The organism is Methylobacterium ajmalii, assembly GCF_036448855.1.
Taxonomy (GTDB): Bacteria; Pseudomonadota; Alphaproteobacteria; order Rhizobiales; family Beijerinckiaceae; genus Methylobacterium; species Methylobacterium ajmalii.
In genome coordinates, this window is record NZ_JAZFXT010000028.1 from 224,942 (window position 1) to 247,359 (window position 22,418).

Genomic DNA, 22,418 nt, shown 5'->3' on the forward strand with positions numbered 1-22,418 from the left:
TGACGTAGGGAGAGGGCGAAGACCAGCGGTCTCACGGCCAGACCTTGATCGAGACCTGCCGCCGCACGAGGTCGCGCTCGGAGGTGATCTCGCAGCCCCTGGTCCTGAGCGTGACATAGAAGAGCGTGGCGCTGTCCCCCACCGTGTCGAAGTTGCGGCCGGGCGCGGCGGGATCGATGAGGGAGGGATAGCTGACGAGCTCGCCGCCGGCTCCGCAGGGATCGTCGTAGAGGGTGGAGCCGGCGATCAGCAGGCGCGGCGCGTCCCAGGCCAGCAGGTCGCGCGAGGTGCTCCAGTAGATCCCCGAGCGCGGAAACACGCCGCCGGACGCAGCCTGGAACACCGCGATCCAGGCGCCGGTGCCGCGGTGGCGGCTGACCGAGCCGACCGGGGCCGGGAACGGCGCCACCGGGGCGCAGGTGCCGGTGGGTTTGGCGCCCTTGAGATAGGGGTTGGGAAAGCGGGCGGAAAAGTCCTTGCCGTCATGGGCGCGCCAGCGGGCGGGATCTCTCACGTCGTCGCTGCGAAACAGGCAGACGCCGAAGGGCTGGCCGGTCCAGCCGGTGGTCGAGGCGTAGAAGTAGCGGTAGCGTCCGTCGGCGACGATGTTCGAGGGGTTGAAGAAGCCGCGGTGGCGGCCCTGCTCGACCTCCTGGCGGAAGGGAGCCGCCGCCACGACCGTCGGGGGCGTCGCGCGGGTGAAGCTGCGCCCGCCGTCGGTCGAGCGGGCGGCCAGCACGGCGTTGTACCAGCAGGCGAGCACGCCGGTGGTGCGGCAGCGGCCGTGCTCGTCGGCGTGGTACTCCTCGTGCAGCAGAGCCTCGATCCGCCGGCCGTCCTCGGTCCAGGTGGCGGTGATCCAGGTCCTGTCGTCGAAGGCCTCGGGCTCCGGCTTGAAGGCGGAATCGAGCACGACCGTGCAGTCGAGCTTCAGGGTGTCGAAGTCGCGCCCGCGCAGGGCCCGGTTGCGGTAATGCATGCCGAACAGCGCGATCCCGCCATCGGCCTCGCGGACGGCGCGCGCGGGGGCGTCCGGCACGTCGTGCCCGTCGCAGGCGTCCCGGCCGGCCTTGAACACCGTGCGGGGCGCGCCGACCAGGGTCAGCGCCGAGAGCGGCGGTTCGGCGGCGCGGGCGGCGGCCGTCGCGGCCGCGACGCAGAGACACGCGAGGATGAGGCGGAGGAGCATGCGGCGTCCCTGGACTTGGCCGCAGAGCCTGCGCCAGAGTGCTTGAGGCTTGCTTGCGGCCTTTCCGCGAATCGAGCCGTTGTCCCCGCAAGGTTTCTCATCCCGATGCTGCTCCTGCTCGCCGGCCTCGTGCTCTTCCTCGGCACCCACGCCTTCACGATGCTGCGCGGGCCCCGCGCCGCCCTGATCGGGCGGGTGGGGGAGGGGCCCTACAAGATCGGCTACTCGGTCGCCGCCCTCGCCGGTCTCGTGCTGCTCGGCTACGGCTACGGCCAGTACCGGGCGCACGGCTATATCGAGGTCTGGTCGCCGCCGGTCTGGACCCGGCACCTCGCCCTGCTGCTGGTGCTCCTCGCCTTCATCTCCTTCGTCGCCGCCTACCTGCCGGGCCGGATCAAGGCGAAGGCGAAGCACCCGATGCTGCTCGGCGTGAAGATCTGGGCCACCGCCCACCTTCTCGCCAACGGCGATCTCGGCTCGATCGTCCTGTTCGGGACGATCCTGGCCTGGGCGGTGATGGCCCGCATCAGCGCCAAGCGCCGGGACGAGGTGCGGCCGCATGGCGGCCCCGTGGCTGCGCCGGCGGGCTGGCGCAACGACGCGCTCGCCGTGGTCATCGGCGTCGCCGCCTGGTTCGTCTTCGCCCGGGTGCTGCACTCCTGGCTCATCGGCGTCGCGGTCTGGCCCGGCCAGGCTTGAGTCCCGCGTCGGGCGCAATCGCTCGCCAGGCCTGACTTCCCGCCGGGACTGTGCTACGCGACCGGCCCTGTCGCACGGTCGCGGCGAAGAGCCCACCGGCTCACTGGTGGCGGCGAGCCAAGAGATCGAGCCAAAGAGATCATGAGCGAGAACGAGTTCATCCGCGAGGTCAACGACGAGTACCGGCGCGACCGCCTGGCGCAGATCTGGTCGCGCTACAGCGGCGTGTTCATCGGTCTCGCGGTGCTGGTGGTCCTGGGTGTCGGCGGCTGGCGCTACTGGCAGCACGCGCAAGCCCAGCAATCCGAGGCGGCGAGCCTGCGCTTCGAGGAGGCCCTGCGCCGCGCCAAGGACGGCACGCCGGAGGATGCCGAGAAGGCCTTCGCGGGCGTGGTCGCCGACGCGCCGTTCGGCTACCGCCTGCTGGCGCGCCTGCGCGCCGCGGCGGAGGCCGGCAAGGCCGATCCGGCGGCCGGCGCCAAGGCCTACGGGACCATCGCCGACGACAGCGCCGTGGGCCAGTCCCTGCGCGACCTCGCCCGCCTGCGCGGAGCGCTCCTCCTCGTCGACAAGGACGATGCGGGCGCGCTCAACAGCCTCCAGAGCCTCGCCGCCCCGTCGAGCGCCTTCCGCCACACCGCCCGCGAGACGCTCGGCCTCGTGGCCCTGAAGAAGGGCGACTTCGAGGGCGCCGGGCGCTGGTTCGACCAGATCGCCGCCGACCGCGAGACCCCTGCCGGCCTGCGCCAGCGCCTCGAGATCTATGTCGGCCTGGTGGCCGGCGGTCCCGTGCAGGTGACCGCGGCGGCGGCCCCGGCGCCGGCCGCGCCGCGCCCGCCGACCTTCCTGGGCACGCCCGCCCCCGAGCCGGAGACCCACGAGGACGCCCCGGCGACCTCCGACGCTCCTGCGCCCGAGGCTCCGGCGACGCGCTAGAGATCCCCGTAGCGCGGGGCGTTTCCGTCCCGCATCATGACTTCAGACACAGGGCGGCGCGCCTCGCGGCGTGCCCGCCCGCTGCTATTTTTAGGAAGACCTCCATGTCGATGCCCATCGTCGCGATCGTCGGGCGTCCCAACGTCGGCAAGTCGACGCTGTTCAACCGCCTCGTCGGCAAGAAGCTCGCCCTCGTCGACGACCGCCCGGGCGTGACCCGCGACCGGCGCGAGGGCGAGGTGCGCCTCGGCCACCTGCGCTTCCGCATCCTCGACACCGCCGGGCTGGAAGAAGCCGAGGCCGACTCGCTCGCCGGCCGGATGCGCGCCCAGACCGAGGCCGCCATCGCCGAGGCCGACGCGGTCCTGTTCGTGATCGATGCCCGCGCGGGCCTGTTGCCGGCCGACCAGCCCTTCGCCGAGCTGGTCCGCCGCTCCGACAAGCCGGTGATCCTGCTCGCCAACAAGGCCGAGGGCGGCGCCGGCATGGCGGGCGCCTACGAGGCCTTCGCGCTGGGCCTGGGCGATCCCGTCCCGCTCTCGGCCGAGCACGGCGAGGGCATGGGCGACCTCCTCGACGCGCTCGAAGCGGTGCTGCCGGAGCCCGACGACGAGGACGACGAGGAGGGCGGCGAGGGCAAGCCCCTTAAGGTCGCGATCGTCGGCCGGCCGAATGCCGGCAAGTCGACGCTGATCAACCGGATGCTGGGCGAGGACCGGCTCCTCGTCGGCCCCGAGGCCGGCATTACCCGCGATTCGATCTCGATCGACTGGGAGTGGCGCGGCCGCCGGATCAAGCTGCACGACACCGCCGGGATGCGCCGCCGCGCCCGGATCGACGACAAGCTCGAGAAGCTCGCGGTCTCGGACGGGTTGCGCGCCGTGCGCTTCGCCGAGGTCGTCGTGGTGCTCCTCGACGCCACGATCCCGTTCGAGAAGCAGGACCTCACCATCGTCGATCTCGTCGAGTCGGAGGGCCGCGCCCTCGTCATCGGCCTCAACAAGTGGGACCTCGTCGCCGACCAGCCCGGGCTCCTGAAGGACCTCAAGGAGAAGGCGACCCGCCTGCTGCCGCAGGTGCGCGGCGCCGCGGTGGTGCCGCTCTCGGGGCTCGCCGGCGAGGGCATCGACCGGCTGATGCACGCCGTGACCTCGACCGCCGAGGTGTGGAACCGGCGCATCTCGACCGCCAAGATCAATCAGTGGCTCAGCGAGGCGACGCAGGCCAACCCGCCGCCGGCGGTGTCCGGCCGGCGGGTCAAGATCCGCTACGCCACCCAGGTGAAGGCGCGCCCGCCGCACTTCGCCCTGTTCGGCAACCAGCTCGACGCGCTGCCGAAATCCTACACCCGCTACCTCGTCAACAGCCTGCGCGAGGCCTTCGAGCTGCCGGGCGTGCCGATCCGCCTGTCGCTCCGGACGTCGAAGAACCCGTTCGACAAGAGCGAGTAGCGGGGGGCGTCAGCGCGGCTTCTGGTCGGCGGGGAGGTTGCGGGCGTAGGCCTCGCGCTCCTCCTTGTCGCGGATCATCTTCTCGTAGGCCGCCTTGGCCTCGGGCGACACCGTGAGGGTGCGCGCCTGGGCGGTCTTGCGCTTGGGCGCGCGCTTGAACCGGTCGGTGGATTCGCTCATCGCTCGACAACCCGCATCTGACTGGTTGCCGACGGCTCTACCGTGTTCGCGCCGTCTTGGCGACGGACAATCGTCGACCGGCAATCCTCGCGATGGACAATCGCGGCGGCGAGCCTGACGTTGGGTCCGGCGGCGCCCGGGCGATCACGCCGGCGACCCGGCGGCCGATGGCATGCCGCGACCCGGGGCCCGCCGCGATCGAGCGCACGCCCGAGGATCCCGACGCCGCGCCCGCCGCCGGCAGCAGGAGCTATCATTCCGCCTTGCAGCCGAACGTAGAAATATTGTTCATATTCTCACGTGAATCGTCTCTACTTGATGTCTTGCCATCGAAGACGATCGATGGATGTTAGGATGCCGGGCAGTATACACATCTCTCCTTAACCCGCGAATCCCTAGCCTGGGGTCTTCGAAGCGTCCCGGACGTGCCGCCGAGCGGTCCGGGGCATTCCGCGATCGGAGACCGGACATGCGCGGCTTCAACGACCTTCCGCTGCTCGCCAAGCTCGCCCTGCCGGCGGCCCTCGTGCTCGTCGTCGCCCTCGGGCTGATCGGGCTCGCCCGCGGCGGCCTCGACGCCATGGGCCGGACGATGAGCGAGATCGTCGACGTGCGCACGAACCGGGCGGTGTCGGCGCTGCGGCTCGAGAACGCCGTCGCCGAGGCGGCGATCGCCCAGCGCAGCGTCATCATCGAGGGCAGCGACGAAGTCCGCCAGGCGCTGGCCAAGCAGCACCGGGCGGCGGAGGAGATCGCCGGCGCGCAGGCCGAGCGACTCGTCGCGCTGGCCGGGACCGACGACGAGCGCGCGCAGGACGAGGACCTGCACGCCCGCGTCGCCGACTACCTCGCCTTCTCGAGCAAGGTGGTGACGAACGCCCAGCAGGGCATGACCGACGTCGCCTTCGCGCTGTCGAGCGAGCAGGATGCCGGGCGTCGCGCCAAGGCCGCCGTGGCCATCGACGCGCGGGTGCAGGCGACCCTCGCGGAGCTCTCGGCCGCCCGGGACGCCGCCGAGGCCGCCGCCACCGCGACCAAGACCCGCCTGACCCTCTTGGCCGCGCTCGGGCTCGTCCTCGCCTTCTCGGTCCTCTCGGCCATCGCGGTCCTGGGCATCGCACGGCCGCTCGCCCGGACGACCCGGGCGATGAACGCCCTCGCGGCGGGCGACCTCGCGATCCCGGTCGCCGGCACCGGCCGGCGGGACGAGATCGGCGCGCTCGCCCGGGCGCTGCAGGTGTTCAAGGAATCGGGCGCCGAGATGCGCCGCCTGACCGAGCGGGAGGGCGAGCGCACCGAGGCGGCGGCCCGGCGCGCCGCCCTGGTCGACGGTCTCGCCCGGCAGTTCGAGGCCAAGGTCGAGAGCCTGTCCCGCGACCTCGCCGGGGCCGCCGGCACCATGGAGGCCGCCGCCCGCGGGATGGCGGCGGGGGCCGAGGCCGGGGCCGGGCGCACCGACGCGGCGGCGGGCGTGGCGCAGCGGACCTCCGGCCACGTCCACGCCGTCGCGGCGGCGAGCGAGGAGATGACCGCCGCGATCCAGGAGATCGTCGGGCAGGTCGTCCAGACCTCGCGCATGGCCGGACAGGCGGTGGAGGATGCCCGCCGCACCGACGCCACGGTGAGCGAATTGTCGGTCGCCGCCGAGCGCATCGAGCGCGTCGTCTCGGTCATCGCCGACATCGCCGCGCAGACGAACCTCCTGGCGCTCAACGCCACCATCGAGGCGGCACGGGCCGGCGCGGCGGGCCGCGGCTTCGCGGTCGTCGCCGCCGAGGTGAAGGCGCTCGCCGGCCAGACCACTCGGGCGACGGACGAGATCACCGGCGAGGTCGGGGCGATCCAGGCCGCGACCCGGGCCGCCGTCGCCGACATCCAGCGCATCGGCCGGGTGATCGGCGAGATGTCGGCCTCCGCCACTTCCGTGGCGGCGGTAATGGAGCAGCAGGGCGCGGCCACGCAGGAGATCGCCCGCAGCGTCGGCGAGGCGGCGCACGGCACCGGCCACGTCACCGAGACCCTGGGCGACCTGCGCCGGGAGGCCGGCGAGACCGGTGTCGCCGCCGGCCGGGTCCTCGAGGCGGCCCTCTCCCTGTCCCGCCACTCCGACGGGCTGACCCGCGAGGTCGGCGGCTTCCTGGCGGCCGTGAAGGCGGCGTGAGCCGTCTTCACCTTCGAGGATCCAGGCGGCGTGAGCCGTCTTCACCTTCGAGGATCCAGGCGGCGTGAGCCGTCTTCACCTTCGAGGATCCAGGCGGCGTCAGTCGTCTTCACCACCGGGGAACGAGGCGGCGCGAGCGCGCCTCACGCATCGAGAAAGGCGGCCGGCTCCTCCCGCCCGCCCGTCGGAACCGGCTCCCGCAGGTGTTCCGGGAAGGCCGAGACCCGTGCGCTGAGGAGCCGCCGCGACGGGTAGAGCGCCCACAGGGCGATCTCCGGTCCCGCGACGTCGCCCCAGGAGGCAACCCGGCCGGCGGCGAGGGTCTGCGACGAGGGAGACCGGCAGGCGCGCACCGCGTCGCGGATCGTCGCCGGCGACGACAACGCCGGCACCACCGCCGGAACGCTCGCCCTCTCGGCCGGGCGCGGACGGCCGGGGCTCGCCGCCGCCATCCGGTCGGGCAGGAAGGCCCGGTCGACCAGGCCCTCCTCCGGGGCCGGGTCGACCCGGATCGCCGGGTCGCGGCCCTGCCGGAACGGGCGTCAGTCCCGCCCGCGCCCCACCAGCCAGGCGGGGTCGAACCAGCGGTCGGCCTCGCCGTCGTAGGGCAGGCGGGTGATGTCCCATTGCTGGATGAACGGCGCATAGACGTTCCAGACCGCGATGCCGCCGCCGACATAGATCCGCCGGCCGGGATAGCGCGCCAGCACCGCCCGCGGGTCCTCGTGCGAGCGGATGATCGCGATGGTGCGGTCCTGGTAGGCGAAGTCCGGCACCGCCTCGATGGTCTTCGGCCCGGCGATCAGGACGTGGCCCTGCGTGACCGCGAAGAACCGCGCCACGTCCTCGACGTAGAGCGGATCGGTGTTGCCCTCCCAGGGCAGCCGGCCGTGGAGGCCGAGCTGGCCCCGCTGCCCGATGGCGCACATCGCCCGCACGTCGATCATCGGCTCTCCGCCCTCCCGGCCGCGGGCCCGGACGGGGCTCCGCCCCGCCTGATAGCCCGTCGGCCGGCCACCGGCCAGCCGGACTCCGCGGTTCCGGGGCCTACGATCCGGTGCCCGCCCGGGGCTGGGCGGAGACCTCCGCCAGCGCGGACGCCGGCACCGGCTTGCCGTACAGGTAGCCCTGGAACTGGGTGCAGCCCTCCTGGCGCAGGCAGGCCGCCTGCTCTTGCGTCTCGATGCCCTCCGCGGTGACCACGATGCCGAGGCTGCGGCCGAGACCGGTGATCGCCCGCACCACCGCCAGTGCCTCGCGGCTGTCGCAGATCCCGCGGATGAACGCCCGGTCGATCTTGATCTTGTCGAAGCGGAACGTGCACAGGTAGCTCAGGGACGAGTAGCCGGTGCCGAAATCGTCGAGCGCGATCCGGGCGCCGAGCCGCCTGAGCCGGCCGAGCGTCGTCAGGTTGTTCGACGAGGCGTCGAGGAGCACCGATTCGGTGATCTCGAGCTCGAGCCGGTCGGCAGGCAGGCCGGAGGCGTCGAGCGCCGCGGCGACCTCGGCGGCGAGCGCCGGGTTGCGGAACTGCGCCGGCGACAGGTTGACGGCGACGCGCCGGCCGCTCCCCCAGCGGCTCGCCTCCCGGCAGGCCTCGTTCAGCACGAAGGCGCCGATCGCGTCGATCATCCCGGTCTCCTCGGCGACCGGGACGAAGTCGAGGGGCGGGATCAGGCCGCGAACCGGATGGTGCCAGCGCAGCAGCGCCTCGTAGCCGACGGTCTCGCCGTCCTCCGCCCGCACGATCGGCTGGTAGTGCAGCGCCAGCTCGCGCCGGGCGATCGCGTCGCGCAGGTCGGTCTCGATCAGGCGGCGGTAGCGCGCGGAGGCCTCGAGGGCACCGTGGAAGCGCGCGTGCCGGCCCCGCCCGAGCCGCTTGGCCTCGTAGAGCGCGAGGTCGCCGCAGCGCAGCAGCTCGTCGGCGCTCGCGGCGTCCGAGGGCGCGAGCGCGATGCCGATGCTGACCCCGGGCGCGAAAGACTGGCCGTCGATCACGATCGGCCGGCGCGCCGCCGCGATCATCCGGTCGGCGAGCGCGGTGGCCTCCGCGGCGGCCCCCCGCACGGGGGCGACGACCGCGAACTCGTCGCCGCCGAGCCGCGCCAGGGTATCGCCCGGGCGCAAGGCCTCCTCGAGGCGCCGGGCGATGACCCGCAGCATCTGGTCGCCGGCCGGGTGGCCCATCGTGTCGTTGACGCCCTTGAAGCCGTCGAGGTCGAGGCAGAGCACCGCCGTCTCGGCCGCGCCGTGCGCCGACAGGGCGTCGCCGAGCCGTTGCCGGAACAGCTCGCGGTTCGGCAGGCCCGTCAGGCCGTCGTGATGGGCGAGGTGGTGGATCCGCACGCGGGCCGCGTGCTCGTCGGTGATGTCCTCGGCCACCAGGAGCGCGTGGCGCGGCTCGCCCTCCTCGCCGATCGCCATGGCCCGCATCGTCAGCGTGCGGCGGCCCCAGGGGGTGTCGACCGGGGCCTCGATCATCGGGGTGGCGCCGGGCGTCGCGAGGGCGGCCCGCAGCTGCGCGGCGAGGAGGGGAGGCAGCACCGTCGCGGCCGGGCGGCCGACCAGCTCGCCCGTGCAGCGGCACAGCAGCAGCTCGGCCTGCCGGTTGGCGAGCCGGATCAGCCCGGTCGTCGCGTCCTGGACCACGACGCTCGACGGGATGGTCGCGATGACGCTGTCGAGGAAGGCGGAGATCGCGCGGTGCTCGTCGCGGTGGCGCTCGGCCGCCTCCTTGGCGGCCATGATCCGCAGGTCCTGCTCGCGCGTCTCGGTCAGGTCGCGGGTGATCTTGGCGAAGCCGATCAGGGCCCCGTCCTCGTCCCGGATCGTGTCGATCACGACGTCGGCCCAGAACGAGGTGCCGTCGCGGCGGAAGCGCCAGCCCTGGGCCTCGAAGCGCCCGGTCTCGCGGGCCCGGTCCAGGCCGGCCTCCGGCAGCCCCGCCGCCCGGTCCTCGGGGCCGTAGAAGCACGAGAAGTGCCGGCCGACGATCTCGGCGGCCGCGTACTGCTTGGCGCGCTCCGCGCCGGCATTCCAGTTCACCACGCGACCGGCCGGATCCAGCATGTAGATCGCGTAGTCGGTCACCCCCTGGACGAGCAGCCGGTACAGGACATCGGTATCTGCGGTCACGGTCGTCCGTTCCGTCGTCGGGTCCGCCCCGGGGACACCGGTGGCGGGTATGCCTGCGATCGGGTGTCGGGCATGCCCGCTAATGCAACCTTAAACCCAGCCGCGGGTAGAAGAAAAAATTCAGTACTAGGATCTGCACCGAACAACTGGTAAAATGAACTATAAATGTTCAGATGGCTCAAGGACGTCGCCGCCGGAGCGTGACGGGCACGGTCTCCCGCGGGCCGTGCGGCGCGGCATACCTGCCGGCTCGCCCGGCGGAGGGCCGGGCGGGCTCTGCGTCGGAGCGGAATTGGCTCACCGACGATCGGCGACTCTCGTCAGGCCGGCTTCTGCGGCGTCAGGACGCGGCCGGTCGGGAAGTCGAAGATGGTGCCGCTCCCGGTCCAGTCCGGGCTTGCCAGCCGCACGATGTGGGGTGCCAGCTCCTCCGGGGTGCGCAGCGTCTCCGGGTCCTCGCCCGGCATCGCGGCCTTGCGCATCGCGGTGCGCAAGGGGCCGGGATTGAGCAGCATGGCCCGCACCGCCGTGGTCTCGGTCTCGGCCGCGTAGGTCCGCACCAGCGCTTCCAGCGCCGCCTTCGACACCGCGTACGGCCCCCAATAGGCCCGGCACGACGAGGCCGCACCGGAACTGACAAACACCGCCCGCCCCGCATCGGAGCGGCGCAGGAGAGGGTCGAGGGAGCGGATCAGGCGCCAGTTCGCCGTGACGTTGACGTCCATCACGTTCGCCCAGACCTTGGGGTCGATGTGGCCGAGCGGCATCAGCTTGCCGAGCACGCCGGCATTGCCGACGAGGATGTCGAGCCGGCCCCAGCGTTCGTTGATCGCCGCCCCGAGGCGGTCGATCGCGTCGTAGTCGCACAGGTCGAGGGGGACGAGGGTGGCCGAGCCGCCCGCCGCCCGCACGGCGTCGTCGAGCTCCTCGAGCGCGCCTTGCGTGCGGGCGACCGCGATCACGTGGGCGCCGGCCTCGGCGAGCGCCAGGGCCGCCGCGCGGCCGATGCCGCGCGAGGCCCCGGTGACGACCGCGATGCGATCCGCGAGGGATTTGTGGGCGAGAGGGGTGTCGGTCATCGGGTCGGTCGGCTCGGGATCGATCGGCTTGGCGGCGGCCTCCCCCGGGAGGACCGCCTCGGGTTCGGCCGCCTCGGGCTCAGTCGGCCTCGGCGAGGAGGGCCATGCGGCGCGGCGAGGCGACCGCGAGGTCGGTCAGCGCCGTCGGGTAGTCGCCGGTGAAGCAGTGGTCGGTGTATTGCGGGCAGGCCGCGTCCCGGCGCTCCTCGCCCATCGCCCGGTAGAGCCCCTCGATCGACAGGAAGGCGAGCGAGTCGGCGCCGATATACGCGCGCATGCTCTCAAGGTCGTGGGTGGCGGCGAGCAGCTTCTCCTTCTCCGGCGTGTCGATGCCGTAGAAGTCCGGGTGGGTGATCGGCGGCGAGGCGATGCGGAAATGCACCTCGCGGGCGCCGGCCTCGCGCATCATCCGCACGATCTTCACCGAGGTGGTGCCGCGCACCAGGCTGTCGTCGACGAGCACGATGCGCTTGCCCTCGACCGCGGCGCGGTTGGCCGAGTGCTTCATCCGCACGCCGAGCTCGCGCACCGACTGGGTCGGCTGGATGAAGGTGCGGCCGACATAGTGGTTGCGGATGATGCCGAGCTCGTAGGGCAGCCCGGTCTGCTGGGCGTAGCCGAGCGCCGCCGGCACGCCGGAATCCGGCACCGGGATGACGATGTCGGCCTCGGCCGGCGATTCCTTGGCGAGCTCCAGGCCGATGTTCTTGCGCACGGCGTAGACGCTCTTGCCGTTCACGGTCGAATCGGGCCGGGCGAAGTAGATGTACTCGAAGATGCAGGGGCGGAGCGGCTGCGCCCGGGCGAAGCGGATCGACTCGATGCCGTCTTCCGAGATCACCACCATCTCGCCGTTCTCGACGTCGCGCACGAAGCGGGCGCCGATGATGTCGAGGGCGCAGGTCTCGGAGGCGAGGATGTAGCGGCCGTCGAGCTCGCCGAGCACCAGCGGGCGGATGCCCAGCGGATCGCGGGCGCCGATCAGCTTCTTGTTCGTCATCATCACGAGGGCGTAGGCGCCCTCGATCTGGCGCAGCGCGTCCATCACCCGGTCGACGATGCGGACGTGGCGCGAGCGGGCGACGAGGTGGAGGATCGCTTCCGTATCGGAGGTCGACTGGCAGATCGCGCCGTCGCGCACGAGCTGGCGGCGCAGCAGGAGGCCGTTGGTCAGGTTGCCGTTATGGGCGACCGAGAGGCCGCCGGTCTCGAGCTCGGCGAAGAGCGGCTGCACGTTGCGCAGGATCGTCTCGCCGGTGGTCGAGTAGCGGACGTGGCCGATCGCGGTCTCGCCCTTCAGGCGCTCGATCGTGGCGAGGTCGGAGAACGAGTCGCCGACGAGGCCCATGCGGCGCTCGGAGTGGAACACCCGGCCGTCGAACGACACGATGCCGGCCGCCTCCTGGCCGCGATGCTGCAGGGCGTGGAGGCCGAGTGCCACGATCGCGGCGGCATCCGGATGGCCGTAGATGCCGAAGACGCCGCATTCCTCGCGCAGGGTGTCGCCGTCGAGGTCGAGATCGCCGCCGAACGCCTCGCTCGCCCCGGGAGCGCCCCGGAAGGTTTCGCTGCGTGCTGACATGATGAGAAGCCCCTGGTGGCCGGTCACCGCACGGCCTCGCCTCGCCGACCCCGCGCGTCCCGTGACGGTCGCCGCGCGGGCCTGATTCGCCTCGAGCGAAGCAGGAACCGGACCGCCCGCATCCGATGCGTTGCGTCCGATCGTTTGCCTCGCCGCCGGCTATGTAATCGCTGCCTTCGGCGGAACCAAGGCGTCAAAGGTGCGTTGCGGGGCTTACCTCACATGCAAAGGACGCCGGTCGGGCGTCCTTGGCGGGGTGTGTCCTTCGTGTGCGGTCTCAGCGCCGGGGGCTGGCGTCGGTGCGGCGCTGGGGCGGGGCGTCGGCCTCCGCGGGCGCGTCCGTGCCGGGATCGACCTCGGGCTTGGGCTTGCGGAACTGCTTGAGCAGGCCCTCCGGGTTGTCCGGCAGCATCGCGACCAGCTTCTGGCCGCTGTTCTCGAGGATCTCGCGGCTGCGGGCCTGCTGGGCCCAGTCCGGCACCTTGCCCTGGACGAGCCAAGCCAGGAAGACCCAGCCGATCACGCAGATCAGGAAGCCGCGCCCGGCCCCGAAGGCGAGGCCGAGGCTGCGGTCGACCGCGCCGATGCGCGAATCGAGGATCAGGTCCGAGATCTTCACGGTGATCACCGAGACCACCAGCAGGGTGACGAGGAAGATCGCGGCGATCGACACCACCAGCGAGACGGTGTCGCTGGAGACGTGCTGCTTCACGGTCGGCAGCAGCAGCGGGTGCAGGGTCCAGGCGAGGCCCGCCGCCGCGACCCAGGCCACGATCGCCAGAACCTCGCGGGTGAAGCCCCGCACCGCCGCGAGCAGCGCGGAGATGACGACGACGCCCAGCACGACGAGATCGAGAACGGAGAACGGCATTGGCAGGAACAGGTTCGGGGGCGGGAGCGTTGGCTCGGGTCGCGGCTGCCCGGCACCGCCGGCGTTGTATACGCTGCCCGAGCCAATCCGTCACCCTGCCCTCGGCAGGGCCGGTGACGCGGCGCGGCGCGATGCCTTCCGCCTCTGTCAGAGCCTGTTTGGTGGTCCGCTCCAGTCGGTCCGGCGCTGGCCTCGCCACCTCACCTCGTCATCCCGGGTTCCGCTTCGCGGCCCCAGGATGACGTTGGAGGGTGCGAGAGTGGTATGGCCCGTCAAGCAGGCTCTCAGACATCCTCGTCGTCATAGGCCGGCAGCCGCTGCTGGGGGCGCCGCCCGCCCCGAACCGGCTTGCCGCTGGCGGCGACCCCGGCGACGAGATCGGCGATGTGGCGAAGCGACTCCGCCGGAAACCCCGTCCCGGACCCGTCGCGCCCGGCGCCCTCCCGGCCCAGCGGCATCAGCGCCTTGGCGAAACCGAGCTTCTGCGCCTCCTTGAGCCGCGCCGGCGCCTGCGCCACCGGGCGGACCGCCCCCGACAGGCCGACCTCGCCGAAATACACCGCATCCGACGGCAGCGCCGCGCCCGACAGCGACGAGACGAGGGCCGCCGCCACCGCGAGGTCGGCGGCGGGCTCGCTGATGCGTAAGCCCCCCGCGACGTTGAGGTAGACGTCGTGGCCGCCCAGCCGGATGCCGCCATGGGCCTCCAGCACCGCCAGCACCATCGAGAGGCGGTTGGGGTCCCAGCCCACCACCGCGCGCCGCGGCATGCCGAGGGCGGAGGGCGCCACCAGGGCCTGGATCTCGACCAGCAGCGGGCGCGTGCCCTCCATCCCGGCGAAGACCGCGGTGCCCGGCGCCGCGAGGTCGCGCCCGGCGAGAAAGAGGGCCGAGGGGTTCGGCACCTCGGCCAAGCCCCCATCGGTCATCTCGAACACCCCGATCTCGTCGGTGGGGCCGAAGCGGTTCTTCACCGCCCGCAGGATGCGGAAATGGTGGCCCTGGTCGCCCTCGAACGAGGCGACCGCGTCGACCATGTGCTCGACGACGCGGGGGCCGGCGATCTGCCCGTCCTTGGTGACGTGACCGACCAGGATCACGGCGGTGCCCGACGTCTTGGCGAAGCGGATCAGGCTCTGGGCCGAGCCGCGGACCTGGGTCACGGTGCCGGGGGCCGATTCCACCGTCTCGGTCCACATCGTCTGGATCGAGTCGATGATGGCGAGCGCCGGCGGCTTGCCCTGGCTCAGGGTGGCGATGATGTCCTCGACGTTGGTCTCGGCGGCGAGCTCGACGGGGGCGCTCGCCAGCCCGAGCCGCTCGGCCCGCAGCCGCACCTGGCCCACCGCCTCCTCGCCCGAGATGTAGGCGACGCGCTCGCCCCGCTTGGCGAGTGCCGCGGAGGCCTGCATGAGGAGCGTCGACTTGCCGATGCCCGGGTCGCCCCCGAGCAGGATCACCGAGCCGCGCACGAAGCCGCCGCCCGTCACCCGGTCGAGCTCGGCGATGCCCGACGAGGTGCGGGGTGCTTCCTTGACCTCGCCGGTCAGGCCTTCGAGCGGAAAGATTCTTCCTCGCGCCCGGCTCGGCCGGGTCGCGACCGGGCCGGAGACCGGGCTTCCCGCGCCGGTCTCCTCGACGATCGTGTTCCAGCCGTTGCAGGCCTCGCAGCGCCCGCGCCAGCGGTTGTAGACCGCGCCGCAGGACTGGCAGGCGAAGGTCTGGTGGTTCTTCGCCATCGGCGGCGGATCTCCGGGGTTTTTCGGGCCGCGCGCCGGCCTGCGTGGGGTGTTCCTGATATGTCCCGGGCGGCGGCGCGTTGCAACCGGGCCCGCCCTGCACCTGGTGACGGTCGCGAAACGAACCCGCCGCGCTCGCGCCCCGATCGGGCGCGACAGCTCGACCATACGACGACGGACGCTAGAGACGACCATGGCCCGGGCCCGCGATCCTCATACCTACGACCGCACCCAGCGCGGCTTCCACTGGCTGATGGCGGCCCTGATCCTGGTGGCTTTGGCCTTGGGGCTCTACGCCGCCTGGCAGGTGCCCGGCACCTCGCCGCGGCGCGAGATCCTGGACATCCACAAATCGATCGGCCTGACGGTGCTGCTGCTCCTGCCCTTGCGCTTCGTCTACCGGCTCGTCGCCGGCGAGCCGGCCTACCGCGCGCCGCCCTCCCGCTCGGCCCATCTCGCCGCGAAGGCCGCGCATTGGAGCCTCTACGCCCTGATGCTGCTCCTGCCGGTCAGCGGCTACGTCTACTCGGCGGCCGGAGGCTACGGCCTGCCGTGGTTCGGCGTGTTCTCGTTCCCGCGCCTCGTGCCGGTCGACAAGGCCCTGTCGCTCGCCGGCTACACCGCGCATTACTGGATCGCCTGGGCCGTCGGGATCGTGCTCGCCCTCCACGTCCTGGCGGTGGCCTGGCACGCCTGGATCCGGCGCGACGAGGTGCTGGGGCGGATGTGGCTGCGGCGGGCCGCCGAGGGGTGAGGCCGGCCGCGATCAATCCCGACGACTGCCTCGAGACCGAGGAAGGGCGGGTCTGGACGCCCGAGCGGAGCCGGCAGGCGTGGCAGGCCTGCTACGAGACGCTGCGGCGGGCGCTCCGGGCGGACGACGGCCCCCATACCGTCGTGATCGTCTGCGGCCTGCAGGGCGCCGGCAAGACGACCTGGATCGGGCGCCAGGCCCGGCATCCGGAGGTCGTCTACTTCGATGCCGCGCTCCCGGGCGCACGACACCGCCGACCGATCGTCGAGATCGCCCGGTCGGCCGGCGCCCGCCTCGAGGCGGTGTGGATCGACGTCCCCCTCGCTCTCGCCTTGACGCGCAACGCCTCGCGGCCCGCCGACCGGCGCGTCCCGGAGGAGGCGATCCGCTCGGTCGCCGGCCTCCTCGAGGCACCGACCGCCGCCGAAGGCTTCGACCGGATCACGGTCGTCCGGCCGGGCGCTGCTCCGGATCTATGATCTTTCATTTTCTCTCGACGGACCGATAACTCCGTCGTCGAACGATGCTCCGGGCAGATTTAGCAAGAGCGGCCCTCGGTCTTGCGACTTTCATCTGCGACGAAACAACAATCTAGGCCGGCGAAACGTTGGCCCGCCAGGGCAAGCCTGCTCAGGTGCCGAGCGCCGGGGATCCTTCTCCCGCAGTTCCGTCGTCTCGCGGTGGGCCCGAGGGCAGACGGACGATCTGGTCGCCTGCCCGGATCGTCGCGATCCGGTGCGTGACCGAGACGATCGTCAGCCGGTCGGCGGCGCCTCGCAGCCCGTCCATGACCTCGCGCTCGGTCTCCGCGTCGAGGGCGGAGCTGGCTTCGTCCAGGATCAGGATGCTCGGCGCGCCGTAGAGGGCGCGCGCGATGGCGATCCGCTGCCGCTCGCCGCCGGACAGCTTCAGCCCCCGCTCGCCCACCACCGTGCCGAACCCGTCCGGCATCGCCTCGATGCGAGGCAGGATCGAGGCCCGTTCCGCGGCCGCGCGCAGGCGGACGGCATCGAAAGGACGGCCGAGCACGATGTTGGCCGACAGGGTATCGTTGAGGAGCACCACGTCCTGCGACACGACGCCGACCTGGGAAAACCAGTCCGTGTCGGTGATCTGCGTCAGGTCGATGCCGTCGACGAGGATGCGACCTTGCGTCGGCGCGGCGCCCTTGAGCAGCAGCTTCAGGACCGTCGACTTCCCCGATCCGGTCTCGCCCGTGAGGAAAGTCGGCGTCCCGCGCCTCGCGGTGAACGACAGGTCCGCGACCCCCCGTCCGTTGGCGTAGCGGAACGTGACGTCCTCGAACGCGATCGTGCCCTCGGCAGCCCGGTAGGGCACGGGGTCGTCCGGCTCGGCCTGCTCGGGTGCGGACCAGAGCGTCGCCAGCGGCCGCAGGCGGGCGGCCGCCTCCGTGGTCTCCTTGATCGCCATCCCGACGAGGCGGAACGGTTCGTTGAGCTGCAGGAGCAGCGTGTTGAACAGCACGATGTCGCCGACCGTCAGCGATCCGGCCTCGTAGCGCGGCATGAGGAGCAGGAACGTCACGGCCAGCTGCAGTGTCGCGGCGAGGCCGAGCGCGCCGCTGAAGGCGCTGCTCGCCAGCACGTAGCCGCGCCAGCTCGCGACGGTCTCGCCCGCCCCCCGGGCGAACCGATCCTGGATCCAGGCCTCGCCCCGGGTCTGGCGCAGCGTATCGATCAGCGCGACGGCGTTGCCGACCAGCTTCGCGTTCTCCTGGCTGCTCGCCATCGCGGCCTTCAGGAACGGGCGGACGCGGCCGATGCGGACGTAGTCGAGGCCGATCACGATCGCCCCGTAGACGAACACGATGACGGCGACGTCCCAGCTCAGGAGACGCCAGAGGAGGACGGCCGCGATCGTGATCTGGACGAGCCCCGGAAGCAGGCCGCCGACGACGAGCTGTGCGACGGTGTTGAGCGCCTGCGCGCCCGACTGCCGGGCACTGCCGATCTCCGCCGAATTGTGCTCGAGGAAGAAATCCGGCGTCTTGCGCAGGAGAGCCGAGAAGAAGGCCGTGTTCGCCATGAAGGCGAGGCGCTCGGCACAGAGGAGGATGAGGAAGCGGGCGGCCTGACCGAGAGCCGCCGCGACGCCGACGAGGAGCGCGTAGAGGAGCAGGAGATGCAGGGCCGCGCCGGTTCCCGTCCCGGTCGTCAGCGCATCGACGGCGCGGGAGAAGAGATAGGGCGCGGTGATCGCCGCGAGGGCGCCGACGATCGTGGCACCGATCACCAGCAGGGTCGTCCGGCGCGCCTCGCGCCAATACGCCTCGAGCACCAGACGAACGATCGACCGCATCGGGACCGGTGTGGCTCTACCGCGCCGCCGGCGCGAACAGCCCCAGGAACAACGGCCGCGCGTAGAGGTCGGCCGCATTCTCCGGCGTCACCCCGGGTACCCAGGCCGGTAGCTCGGCCGCCGCGTTGACCATGCTCGACACGAGCTGCGCGGCGATGCCGGCATCGAGCGGGCGCACCGAGCCGTCGGCCATGCCGTCGACGAGGCAGAAGCCGAAGCGCTCGGTCAGGCGGTTCATGGTGCGCCGGGTCTCGGTGCGCAGGGCTTCCGGCAGGGCGCTGAAGGCGGTGACGCGCAGGAGCGGCCCGCCGGGGCCGAGCTGGCTGCGCACCAGCGTGGCGGACGCGGTGCAGATCCGGCCCCAGCCGTTGCCGCCCTTCGCGTCGGCCGCGTCCTGCACCGCCCGGATCTGGGCGAAGCTGCGCGAGAAGCAGTTGGCGACGAGGTCGTCCTTGTTGTCGTTGTGGTGGTAGAAAGAGCCCTTGGTGACCTTGAGGAGCCCGGAGATCTTTTCGACCGAGGCGCCGCGATAGCCCTGCTGGTTGATGAGGATGGTGGCCGCGCGCAGGAAGGCCTCGGGCGAGACCTCGCTCTCCTCCGGCGGCTCGGGCTCGGGCAGCAGAGCGGGGCGCCACTCCGAGGCCGGGCCGGCGAGGCCGCGGGTGAGGAGGTCGGCCATCCGGGCGCCGGCCCGGGCGTAGTCCCGCGGCTCGTAGCGGTGGATCCACAGCCGGGTCGAGTGCAGCACCGAGAGCAGCAGGTGGGTGCGGGCGTTGCGGTCGGCCCGGTCGAGCCCGTCGTCGTCGAACAGCCCGCGCAGGCGGCGAAAGAGCGCGTTGTAGGCGGAGAACACGCTCTCGGCCTGGAGGGCGGGGAGCGCCCGCACGTCGTTGAGGACCGCGATGTCCGGCTCCTCGCCGACCGCCATGGCGGCGCGGTGGGCCACCGCGAGGTCGAGCAGGCGGGCGAGCCGCGCGGGCCCGCCGGGCGCCGCCTCGGCCTGCGCCACCAGCCCGTCGAGCACCCCGATCGTGTGCAGGAAGCAGGCCGCCGCCAGGTCCTCCTTGCGGCGGTAGTAGTAGGTCACGCTGTTCGTCATCAGCCCGACGCTGCGGGCGACGTCGGCGAGCGTCGTGCCCTTCACCCCGGCCTCGTTGATCAGGGCGGCGGCGGCGTGGAGGATCGCGTCGCGCTTCTGGGCGTAGCGCCGGGTCTGGCGCGGCGCCGCCTCGGGGGCGGGCACGGTCTCGGGGTCGAGGCTGCGGGGCATGGGGGGATTGAGCACTGTCGCGGGCGCCGTGACAAGCCGTCGAGTGATGCGGCGTTCCCCTAGCGGTCGATGCCGTACTGCGCGCGGTACCAGGCGACGAAGGCCGGGATGCCGGTTTCGAGGGGGGTCGAAGGCACGTAGCCGACGAGGTCGCGCAGGAGATCGGGGCTGGCCTCGGTGCGCTCGACGTCGCCGGGCGGCAGGTCGCGCAGGTGGCGGACCGCCCGCACGCCGAGGGACTCCTCCAGGGCGTCGAGCATCGCCGCGACGCTCACCGGCCGGCCGCCGCCGATATTGACCATCCGGAACGGCGCGACCGGGCTCAGGGTGTCGGCGGCCGAGACCGGGGCGGAGCCCGGCGGGGGAGGGGGCCGGTCGATCAACCGACTGATGCTCTCGACGAGGTCGTCGATATAGGTGAAGTCCCGCACGGCGCGGCCGTGGTCGTAGACCTCGATCGGCTCGCCGGCCAGGATCTTCCGGGTGAACAGGAACAGCGCCATGTCGGGCCGGCCCCACGGCCCGTAGACGGTGAAGAACCGGAACGCGGTGGTGGGGATCTTCCACAGGTGGGCGTAGGAATGCGCCATCGCCTCGCCGGCGAGCTTCGAGGCGGCGTAGATGGTCAGCGGCCACACCGCCCGGTCGGTCTCGCGGAACGGCACCGTCGGGTTGCCGCCATAGGCCGAGGAGGTCGAGGCGAAGAGGAGGTGGCGCACCGGATGCGCCCGGCAGCCCTCCAGCACCTGGAAGGTGCCCACCACGTTGCCGGCGACGTAGGCCTCCGGGTGCTCCAGGCTGTAGCGCACCCCGGCCTGCGCCGCGAGGTGCACCACCACGTCCGGCCGCGCCTCGCCCATCAGGGTCATGAAGGCGCCGGACTGCTCCAGCAGGAATTCGTGCGACGAGAAGCCCGGCAGGGCCGCGAGCCGGGCCAGCCGGGCCCGCTTCAGGGCGACGTCGTAGTAGTCGGTCAGCCCGTCGACCCCCACGACCTCGTGGCCGGCCTGCAGCAGGCGGTGGGCGAGGTGGAAGCCGATGAAGCCGGCCGTGCCTGTCACGAGGAAGCGCATGCCGGATCCCTGGCGCGGGCAGGACACGCGCCCGCCCGGGGCGGTTACACCGGCCCGGGGCGGGTTGCCAGCCCGGTCGCCGCCGAGCGAGCCCTTAGAACACCTGCCGCAGCGCCCAGTACAGCCCGCCCGCCAGGGTGATCGCCGCCGGCAGGGTCAGGATCCAGGCCAGCGCCAGGTTGCGCACGGTGGCCATCTGCAGGCCGGTGCCGTTGGCCCACATCGTGCCGGCGACGCCGCTCGACAGGATGTGGGTGGTCGAGACCGGCAGGCCGTAGGCCTCGGCGAGCCCGATCGTGCCGGCGGCCACCGCCTCGGCGGACGCGCCCTGCGCGTAGGTGAGGTGCTGCTTGCCGATGCGCTCGCCGACCGTGACGACGATCCGCTTCCAGCCCACCATCGTGCCGAGGCCGAGCGCCAGGGCGACCACCACCTTCACCCAGGTCGGGATGTAGCGGGTGCCGTCGTCGAGGGTGCGGCGGTAGTCCTGGAGCGTCCGCTTCTCGTCCTCGGCGTAGGACGAGTGCTCGCCGGTGAGCAGGCGCACCGCGTCGCCCGCGAGGTACATGTCGGCGCGCAGGTTCTGGGTCGCCTCCGCCGGGACGTGCCGGATGGCGCCGTAGCCCTGGACCTGGGCGGCGATGTCGTCGGAGAGGCCGGCGAGCGCCGCCTGGACCTCGGGTGCGGCGAGCGCCTTGGGCGGCGCCTCGGCCTTGAGCGCCTCGCCGACCTTGGCCCGGGCGCCGGCCGCGTCGGGCACCGCCGCCCCGCCGGCATGGGCGCGAAACACCCGGCTCGCGCCTTGCGAGCCCTGCACGAAGGCCGGCGTGCTCGAATCCGGCATGGTGCGGTTGAGCGCGTAGGCGGTGGGGGCGGCGCCGATCAGGATCAGCATGATCAGCCCCATGCCCTTCTGGCCGTCGTTGCCGCCATGGGCGAAGGACACGCCGGTGCAGGTCAGGATCAGGAGGCCGCGGATCCAGGGCGGGGGCGGCGCGTCGCCCTCCGGCGCCCGGTAGAGCTCGGGCCGGCGCACCACGCGCTTGAGCAGGACCAGCAGCCCGGCCGCGCAGACGAAGCCGACGAGGGGGCTGAACAGGAGCGATTCGAGCACGCCGAGCGCCTGGCCCCAGGCGACGCCGGAGGCGGCGTGGCCCGGCGCCATCAGCTGGTTGGCGAGGCCGACGCCGATCACCGAGCCGATCAGCGCGTGCGAGGACGAGTTCGGCAGGCCGAGCGCCCAGGTGCCGAGGTTCCACACGATCGCGGCGAGCAGCAGCGCGAAGATCATCGCGTAGCCGGCGCCCGAGCCGACCTGGAGGATCAGCTCCACCGGCAGCAGCGTCACGACGCTGTAGGCCACCGCCCCGGTCGAGGCCATCACGCCGAGGAAGTTGAACGTCCCCGACCAGATCACCGCCGTCAGCGGCGGCATCGAGTGGGTGTAGATCACGGTCGCCACCGCGTTGGCGGTGTCGTGGAAGCCGTTCACGAACTCGAAGGCGAGCGCGATCAGCAGGGCGAGGCCGAGCAGCGCGAAGGCCCCGACGGCGAGCGGCGGCTGCCCGGCCTGCCGCATGTCGGCGACGAGGTTGTAGCCGGCATAGGCCAGGCCCGCGGCCAGCACCGCCAGGAACCCGATCGTGGCGGCCGGGTGGAGGCGATGGTCGAGGCGCGGCCCCGTGCGGGCGGGGCCGGGCGCCGCGCCGGCAGGGCGTCGGGCGAGGGCGGCGTCGGACATGGTGGACTCGCTCCGGCGGGGCTGCCCGTCAAGGAATAGGGCGCCCGAATGGCAAGTCGATGACGGGAACCGTGCCGCCGCGGACAGCCGCGGAGGCGGCCGGGCGTGTGAAAACCATGTGTAAATGCCTAAGGGGCTTGCGTTCTGCAAAACGCAACCCCAAATTCGACAGATCACCGCTGCCGCTGCGATGCGTGTGCGCACGGGTCATGGAGGCGCGGGTCCCATGGGCGACGAGT

At 72.4% G+C, this 22,418-nt stretch carries 19 protein-coding genes; 6 read left to right on the top strand and 13 right to left on the bottom strand.

Annotated features, from left to right (window positions below; all coding sequences use genetic code 11):
- Positions 1–31: 31 nt before the first annotated feature.
- Positions 32–1,189: a hypothetical protein gene (locus tag V3T34_RS14520; protein ID WP_305077646.1), complete on the bottom strand. Its 1,158-nt coding sequence runs from the start codon at positions 1,187–1,189 to the stop codon at positions 32–34.
- A 105-nt stretch (positions 1,190–1,294) separates the two neighbouring features.
- Between V3T34_RS14520 and V3T34_RS14525 the strand changes: the two genes are divergently transcribed.
- The 3 genes from V3T34_RS14525 to der all read left to right on the top strand — a co-directional run bounded on the left by V3T34_RS14525 (position 1,295) and on the right by der (position 4,275).
- Positions 1,295–1,888, top strand: coding sequence for an NnrU family protein (locus V3T34_RS14525; RefSeq protein ID WP_305077647.1), 594 nt, complete (start codon positions 1,295–1,297; stop codon positions 1,886–1,888).
- A gap of 138 nt (positions 1,889–2,026) precedes the next feature.
- Positions 2,027–2,824, top strand: coding sequence for a tetratricopeptide repeat protein (locus tag V3T34_RS14530; RefSeq protein ID WP_305077685.1), 798 nt, complete (start codon positions 2,027–2,029; stop codon positions 2,822–2,824).
- Positions 2,825–2,928: 104 nt separating this feature from the next.
- On the top strand, positions 2,929–4,275 hold the full coding sequence (gene der, locus V3T34_RS14535) for a ribosome biogenesis GTPase Der (protein ID WP_060846863.1): 1,347 nt from the start codon (positions 2,929–2,931) through the stop codon (positions 4,273–4,275).
- Between the two features lie 9 nt (positions 4,276–4,284).
- On the opposite strand, the gene V3T34_RS14540 is transcribed toward der, so the two are convergent.
- A complete protein-coding gene (locus V3T34_RS14540; RefSeq protein ID WP_167543911.1) occupies positions 4,285–4,455 on the bottom strand; it encodes a hypothetical protein in 171 nt (56 codons plus the stop codon).
- 469 nt (positions 4,456–4,924) lie between these two features.
- Between V3T34_RS14540 and V3T34_RS14545 the strand changes: the two genes are divergently transcribed.
- The gene (locus tag V3T34_RS14545; protein WP_305077648.1) at positions 4,925–6,616 is read left to right on the top strand and encodes a methyl-accepting chemotaxis protein; all 1,692 of its coding nucleotides are present in this window, start codon (positions 4,925–4,927) and stop codon (positions 6,614–6,616) included.
- A 143-nt stretch (positions 6,617–6,759) separates the two neighbouring features.
- Here the strand turns inward: V3T34_RS14545 and V3T34_RS14550 are convergent, their stop codons facing one another.
- The 7 genes from V3T34_RS14550 to radA form a co-directional block, all read right to left on the bottom strand.
- A complete protein-coding gene (locus V3T34_RS14550) occupies positions 6,760–7,068 on the bottom strand; it encodes a type 2 periplasmic-binding domain-containing protein (protein ID WP_305077649.1) in 309 nt (102 codons plus the stop codon).
- A 90-nt stretch (positions 7,069–7,158) separates the two neighbouring features.
- On the bottom strand, positions 7,159–7,563 hold the full coding sequence (locus tag V3T34_RS14555) for a dihydrofolate reductase family protein (RefSeq protein ID WP_305077650.1): 405 nt from the start codon (positions 7,561–7,563) through the stop codon (positions 7,159–7,161).
- A gap of 100 nt (positions 7,564–7,663) precedes the next feature.
- Entirely contained in the window at positions 7,664–9,751 is a 2,088-nt protein-coding gene (locus tag V3T34_RS14560; protein WP_331369198.1) for a putative bifunctional diguanylate cyclase/phosphodiesterase, read from the bottom strand.
- 320 nt (positions 9,752–10,071) lie between these two features.
- Positions 10,072–10,830, bottom strand: a complete 759-nt coding sequence (locus V3T34_RS14565) for an SDR family NAD(P)-dependent oxidoreductase (protein ID WP_091881383.1) — start codon at positions 10,828–10,830, stop codon at positions 10,072–10,074.
- Between the two features lie 79 nt (positions 10,831–10,909).
- Positions 10,910–12,412: an amidophosphoribosyltransferase gene (gene purF, locus V3T34_RS14570; protein ID WP_060849327.1), complete on the bottom strand. Its 1,503-nt coding sequence runs from the start codon at positions 12,410–12,412 to the stop codon at positions 10,910–10,912.
- A 277-nt stretch (positions 12,413–12,689) separates the two neighbouring features.
- A complete protein-coding gene (locus tag V3T34_RS14575; protein WP_048425979.1) occupies positions 12,690–13,283 on the bottom strand; it encodes a CvpA family protein in 594 nt (197 codons plus the stop codon).
- 284 nt (positions 13,284–13,567) lie between these two features.
- Positions 13,568–15,022: a DNA repair protein RadA gene (gene radA / locus V3T34_RS14580; RefSeq protein ID WP_060846857.1), complete on the bottom strand. Its 1,455-nt coding sequence runs from the start codon at positions 15,020–15,022 to the stop codon at positions 13,568–13,570.
- Positions 15,023–15,215: 193 nt separating this feature from the next.
- Between radA and V3T34_RS14585 the strand changes: the two genes are divergently transcribed.
- Positions 15,216–15,776 (top strand): cytochrome b, encoded by a 561-nt coding sequence (locus V3T34_RS14585; RefSeq protein WP_305077652.1) that lies wholly within the window; start codon positions 15,216–15,218, stop codon positions 15,774–15,776.
- Positions 15,773–16,255 (top strand): AAA family ATPase, encoded by a 483-nt coding sequence (locus V3T34_RS14590; protein WP_305077653.1) that lies wholly within the window; start codon positions 15,773–15,775, stop codon positions 16,253–16,255. Before V3T34_RS14585 ends, V3T34_RS14590 begins: the two co-directional genes overlap by 4 nt.
- A 151-nt stretch (positions 16,256–16,406) precedes the next feature.
- Here V3T34_RS14590 and V3T34_RS14595 read toward each other — a convergent pair whose 3' ends face one another.
- The 4 genes from V3T34_RS14595 to V3T34_RS14610 all read right to left on the bottom strand — a co-directional run bounded on the left by V3T34_RS14595 (position 16,407) and on the right by V3T34_RS14610 (position 22,179).
- The gene (locus tag V3T34_RS14595; protein ID WP_305077654.1) at positions 16,407–18,095 is read right to left on the bottom strand and encodes an ABC transporter ATP-binding protein; all 1,689 of its coding nucleotides are present in this window, start codon (positions 18,093–18,095) and stop codon (positions 16,407–16,409) included.
- A gap of 16 nt (positions 18,096–18,111) precedes the next feature.
- A complete protein-coding gene (locus V3T34_RS14600) occupies positions 18,112–19,365 on the bottom strand; it encodes a TetR/AcrR family transcriptional regulator (RefSeq protein WP_305077655.1) in 1,254 nt (417 codons plus the stop codon).
- Positions 19,366–19,424: 59 nt separating this feature from the next.
- Positions 19,425–20,438, bottom strand: a complete 1,014-nt coding sequence (locus V3T34_RS14605; protein WP_305077656.1) for an NAD-dependent epimerase/dehydratase family protein — start codon at positions 20,436–20,438, stop codon at positions 19,425–19,427.
- 94 nt (positions 20,439–20,532) lie between these two features.
- Positions 20,533–22,179, bottom strand: coding sequence for an inorganic phosphate transporter (locus V3T34_RS14610; RefSeq protein WP_305077657.1), 1,647 nt, complete (start codon positions 22,177–22,179; stop codon positions 20,533–20,535).
- Between the last annotated feature and the right edge of the window lie 239 nt (positions 22,180–22,418).

Bases quoted from the DNA above. Each gene is read 5' to 3' on its own strand.
- V3T34_RS14520 (WP_305077646.1), bottom strand. From the start codon at position 1,189: ATGCTCCTCCGCCTCATCCTCGCGTGTCTCTGCGTCGCGGCCGCGACG.
- V3T34_RS14525 (WP_305077647.1), top strand. From the start codon at position 1,295: ATGCTGCTCCTGCTCGCCGGCCTCGTGCTCTTCCTCGGCACCCACGCC.
- der (WP_060846863.1), top strand. From the start codon at position 2,929: ATGTCGATGCCCATCGTCGCGATCGTCGGGCGTCCCAACGTCGGCAAG.
- V3T34_RS14540 (WP_167543911.1), bottom strand. From the start codon at position 4,455: ATGAGCGAATCCACCGACCGGTTCAAGCGCGCGCCCAAGCGCAAGACC.
- V3T34_RS14545 (WP_305077648.1), top strand. From the start codon at position 4,925: ATGCGCGGCTTCAACGACCTTCCGCTGCTCGCCAAGCTCGCCCTGCCG.
- V3T34_RS14550 (WP_305077649.1), bottom strand. From the start codon at position 7,068: ATGGCGGCGGCGAGCCCCGGCCGTCCGCGCCCGGCCGAGAGGGCGAGC.
- V3T34_RS14555 (WP_305077650.1), bottom strand. From the start codon at position 7,563: ATGATCGACGTGCGGGCGATGTGCGCCATCGGGCAGCGGGGCCAGCTC.
- V3T34_RS14565 (WP_091881383.1), bottom strand. From the start codon at position 10,830: ATGACCGACACCCCTCTCGCCCACAAATCCCTCGCGGATCGCATCGCG.
- purF (WP_060849327.1), bottom strand. From the start codon at position 12,412: ATGTCAGCACGCAGCGAAACCTTCCGGGGCGCTCCCGGGGCGAGCGAG.
- V3T34_RS14575 (WP_048425979.1), bottom strand. From the start codon at position 13,283: ATGCCGTTCTCCGTTCTCGATCTCGTCGTGCTGGGCGTCGTCGTCATC.
- radA (WP_060846857.1), bottom strand. From the start codon at position 15,022: ATGGCGAAGAACCACCAGACCTTCGCCTGCCAGTCCTGCGGCGCGGTC.
- V3T34_RS14585 (WP_305077652.1), top strand. From the start codon at position 15,216: ATGGCCCGGGCCCGCGATCCTCATACCTACGACCGCACCCAGCGCGGC.
- V3T34_RS14595 (WP_305077654.1), bottom strand. From the start codon at position 18,095: ATGCGGTCGATCGTTCGTCTGGTGCTCGAGGCGTATTGGCGCGAGGCG.
- V3T34_RS14600 (WP_305077655.1), bottom strand. From the start codon at position 19,365: ATGCCCCGCAGCCTCGACCCCGAGACCGTGCCCGCCCCCGAGGCGGCG.
- V3T34_RS14605 (WP_305077656.1), bottom strand. From the start codon at position 20,438: ATGCGCTTCCTCGTGACAGGCACGGCCGGCTTCATCGGCTTCCACCTC.
- V3T34_RS14610 (WP_305077657.1), bottom strand. From the start codon at position 22,179: ATGTCCGACGCCGCCCTCGCCCGACGCCCTGCCGGCGCGGCGCCCGGC.